Here is a 4,137-nt window from a genome sequence, read left to right as displayed (position 1 = left end):
ATTATCCCAAGGAGGCGGTCGAGAAAATACCCGTCTTTTATTTGACGCTTACGTAGATCCGTTTCGGATCCTTTTGCGGCAGCAGCGGTACCCATACTTCGAGCGGCGAGAGAGAAACCAGAATCGGCAGAAACTTACGAGCGCTAAGATAAAATGCGGCGGCTTCCTTTCGTCCCTGCAGAGAACTGCCCGCCTGCAGACAGCGCGCATCCAGCCAGGCGTTTATCGTCGACGCCTTTTCCCGCACCACCTGATCCTGAAAATGAAGAAGCAGGCAGGAATGGAGGTAGTCGTACTCGATATAGTCGGCAAGCAAAGCAGGGGACGTCTTTGTCGAAACGTCCGGCCAAGGATCAACAAGACGGTAATTACCGTCCAAGCCGGACGGAGGGGAAGCCGGCTTTGGCCGGTACGAATACTGAAGAACGAAAGACAGGCGACTTTCCCGAATGCCGGCACCACCGGAAGCATTCGAAACGCCAGAAACACCAGAAAGGTCTGATCCAGAGGCCGAGGAGGCTTCGAGAGAAGCGAAAGCATTCGAATTCCGTTCAGATGAAGATCCAAAGAGATTCGGAATGCGCAGATGCAGAGTGCGTTCGGATCCGCCTGGACCGTTCGGGCCGTCCGGACGGTCCAGATCAAAATTCCCATGCAGAAAAACGGGAGGAAAGGAAGGCTCCAGGTCAGATCCGCCATAGCCTTCCACAGCCGGATCATTCAGCATCATGGCCTCATCCGAATCCGATGATAAAAAATCAGGAAAAGATAAATTCAAATGGGATTTGGATTCTTTCATAGCCTTGAGTCTGTCAGATAAGGATGCTTAAGACGTGACTTTTTGAAAACGTACGAAATCGCAAAGAAAAAGAGGCCGAAGCCTCTTTGAAAAATCGTAAATTGAAAGCTGCAGGCGAAAATCTGGAATTCTTATAAGGGCAGATTCCAATGCCTGCCGACAAAAGATGTCCAAAACGCATTCCGATTCAAATCCAGATCGCAGAAAGAAATCGCGGTAAGAAGAAATCACGGTAAGAAAAGGATCTAAGCCGTTTGAAACCGGATGGATATGAACTGGAGATCGAAGTGATCCTTTCAGGATTCGAAAACCGGATCAGCCTTTGAGCCAGGCGATGAATTCTCTGGCCTGAGAAGCGATAGCTTCGGCTACACTGTCTGGATCGGTAAACGAATCGGTGCTGAACTCTTCTGGCGTTAAGGCGAGACCGTATTCTTCCGGGCAGACTTTGACGCCCAGCCGTTTGAGCAGGATGGCGAGCTGTTCGCGCGAGCCTTTGGCCGCCATACGGCCGCCGGCGCCGCTGATGGCGGCAGACTTTCCGTAAAGAACGGAAGAAGCGCGCGTATAATCGGGGGCGGTCGGACGGCTCATCCAGTCGAGCAGGTTTTTGAGAACGCCGGTGATCATGCCGTTGTATTCCGGGGTAAAGAACCAGAGTCCGTCGGCTTCGCGAATTTCCTGACGAATGCGGGATACGCTTTCGAGTTCCGGGGCTTCGAGATCCTGATTGAACAGGGGTAGATCGCCATAGGGAAGGATTCTGGCTTTGATATCCATGGCCTCCAGCGCCTTTTTGGCGTCCTGAGCGAGTTCCATGTTGAACGATGTGCTGCGAAGGGATCCGCAGATGAGCAGAATTTTCATGTTGAAATTCCTCACTTTCAAGAAAGAAGTTTCTTCTGTCTTCTATTATCGCATGGCTGAATGTGCGAGCAGGGTACGTATCGCCCGACAATCTCAGATTGGAAAGAATGTGCGAAGTATGGTAAGAAAGTATTTATGTCCAAAGGGAAAAAAGAGCGCAGAGGATGCGCAAGATCTAAGCACAGACGCAAGTCTGGATGCCGCGGCTGAGCGGATGGACCGGTTCTCAGGCGTCGCATATATCCGGAACGCCTTTTGTCAGAAGCCCATATGAAAAAAATACTGGGAAAGACTCTTGGTGGAAAGAAAGAAAAATATTGTTTACAATACATACCTTTGGCATCGCCTCGTTCCCGATCGTTTCCGGTAGAATCCGGAAAGACGCGATGAAATCGTACTGGGAAATCGTTCTGGATGGATCCGGAGATTTTCCATCGAAAATACAGAGACGAAAAAACCAAAACAAACCATTTGGCCGGTACCAAACCGGCTTTCATAAAGCAGAACTAGAAAAGGGAGGAAGACTATGGCACAGACGCAATACGATGAAAATTCAATTGTCATTCTGGAAGGTCTTGATGCCGTTCGAAAAAGACCAGGCATGTATATCGGTTCGACGGACCGTCGGGGCCTTCATCATCTGGTCTGGGAAATTCTCGACAACTCCATTGACGAAGCCCTTAACGGCTTTGGAAACGAAATCATTGTGACCCTGAACAAGGACGGCTCCTGCAGCGTGGAAGACTTTGGACGCGGCATGCCGGTGGGCAAGCACAAATCCGGCAAGTCCGCTCTGGAGGTCATCTTTACCGTGCTCCATGCGGGCGGCAAGTTTTCGGATTCTTCCTATAAGGCTTCCGGCGGTCTTCACGGCGTCGGCGCGAGTGTAGTCAACGCGCTGTGCTCCTGGGTCAAAGTCGAAGTTAAGGACGGAAAGAACATTTACGAACTCGATTTCTCAAACGGCGGCCGTCATGTTGGCGAACTGAAAGTCATCGGCAAGACGAAGCAGACCGGATCGAAAGTAACGTTTCTTCCGGATCCGACGATTTTTAAGGAAAACCGTTTTTCCTACTCCCGCATTAAGGAGAGGGTACAGGAAGACGCGTTCCTGTTAAAAGGACTGAAAATCCGTCTGATCGATAAGCGCGAAAACCCGAAAGAAGACGAATTCGTCTACGAAGACGGACTTAAGGCGTTCGTCGAAGAGCTCGACGTCGATCACGATCCGATTTCGCCGGTCGTTTCCTTTGAAGGCGAATCCGGAGGCATCAAAGTGCAGGCCGCATTCCAGTACGTCGATACGTATCAGGAAAACATGCTTTCGTTTGCGAACATCGTTCGCACCCGCGATGGCGGAAGCCATGAAACCGGCGCAAGACAGGCACTGACCCGCGTGTTCAACGACTACGCGCGAAAAGTCGGCCTGTTAAAGGAAAAAGACAAATCCATGGAAGGCTCGGACATTCGAGAAGGACTGACCTTTGTCCTGCATACGGCTATTCCGGAAACGCTGCTTCAGTTTGAAGGGCAGACCAAGGAAAAACTGGGAACTCCGCAGGCCAAAGGTGCGGTCGACGCGATCGTCAGTGAAAACCTGCGCTACTTCCTCGAAGAAAACACCGATACCGCCGCTACGCTCATCCGCAAGATGATCAAGGCCGGTGCGGCACGAAGAGCGGCGCGCGAAGCGCGTGAAAAAGCCCGCAAGGGAAAAGGAAAAAATCGTTCGGAACAGATTATTTCCGGAAAGCTCGTGCATGCCCAGTCCAAAGATGCAAGACGCAAGGAACTGTATCTGGTCGAAGGCGATTCCGCCGGCGGTTCGGCCAAGCAGGGACGGGACTCGAAATATCAGGCCATTTTGCCGCTTCGAGGCAAAGTGCTCAATACCGAGCATGCCACGCTGGAACAGGTAGAGAAAAACGAAGAGCTCAACACCATCATTCATACTCTTGACGCAGGTGTAGGCAGCAGCTTCGATGCCGAAGATTCCAACTACCATAAAGTCATTATCATGACCGATGCCGACGATGACGGCGCGCACATTCAGAACCTGCTTCTGACGTTTTTCTATCGATTCATGCGCCCGCTCATCGAAGCCGGCATGTTATATATCGCCCTTCCGCCTCTGTATCGCATCGCGAAAAAGGATGAAGAGTACTATTTGTATTCCAATGAAGAGCTGGAAGAAATGAAAGCCAAATTCAAAACCGGCTATCACATCAGCCGGTATAAGGGTCTTGGTGAAATGAACGCATCCCAGCTCTGGGATACGACCATGAACCCCGAAACCCGAACCTTGCTGCGTGTTACGCTCGAAGACGGCCGCCTGGCCGAAAAGCGCGTAAGCGAACTGATGGGCGACCGTGCGGATCTGAGAAGGCAGTGGATCGAAGACAACGTCGTCTTCACTTTGGAAGATGACTTTAAGGAAGGAGAATAGCGGATGCCAAGAAAGAAAAAAGCAG

At 51.1% G+C, this 4,137-nt stretch carries 3 protein-coding genes; 1 reads left to right on the top strand and 2 read right to left on the bottom strand.

Annotation, left to right across the window (positions count from 1 at the left end; all coding sequences use genetic code 11):
* Window positions 1-37: 37 nt before the first annotated feature.
* Both ACLUYS_RS09500 and ACLUYS_RS09495 read right to left on the bottom strand, forming a co-directional pair.
* Entirely contained in the window at window positions 38-730 is a 693-nt protein-coding gene (locus ACLUYS_RS09500; protein WP_412659725.1) for a hypothetical protein, read from the bottom strand.
* Between the two features lie 384 nt (window positions 731-1,114).
* Window positions 1,115-1,666: an NADPH-dependent FMN reductase gene (locus ACLUYS_RS09495; protein WP_412659724.1), complete on the bottom strand. Its 552-nt coding sequence runs from the start codon at window positions 1,664-1,666 to the stop codon at window positions 1,115-1,117.
* Between the two features lie 526 nt (window positions 1,667-2,192).
* Here ACLUYS_RS09495 and parE point away from each other — a divergent pair.
* Window positions 2,193-4,112 carry a DNA topoisomerase IV subunit B gene (gene parE / locus ACLUYS_RS09490; protein WP_230268238.1) on the top strand — a complete coding sequence of 640 codons (1,920 nt, stop codon included), beginning with the start codon at window positions 2,193-2,195 and terminating at the stop codon, window positions 4,110-4,112.
* Window positions 4,113-4,137 lie beyond the last annotated feature (25 nt).

Origin of the sequence: Allobaculum sp., assembly GCF_047010065.1 — a bacterium.
Classification (GTDB): Bacteria; Bacillota_I; Bacilli_A; order Erysipelotrichales; family Erysipelotrichaceae; genus Allobaculum; species Allobaculum fili.
The sequence above is the reverse complement of the archived record's forward strand: the minus strand, read 5'-3'. Positions and strand labels throughout refer to the sequence as shown.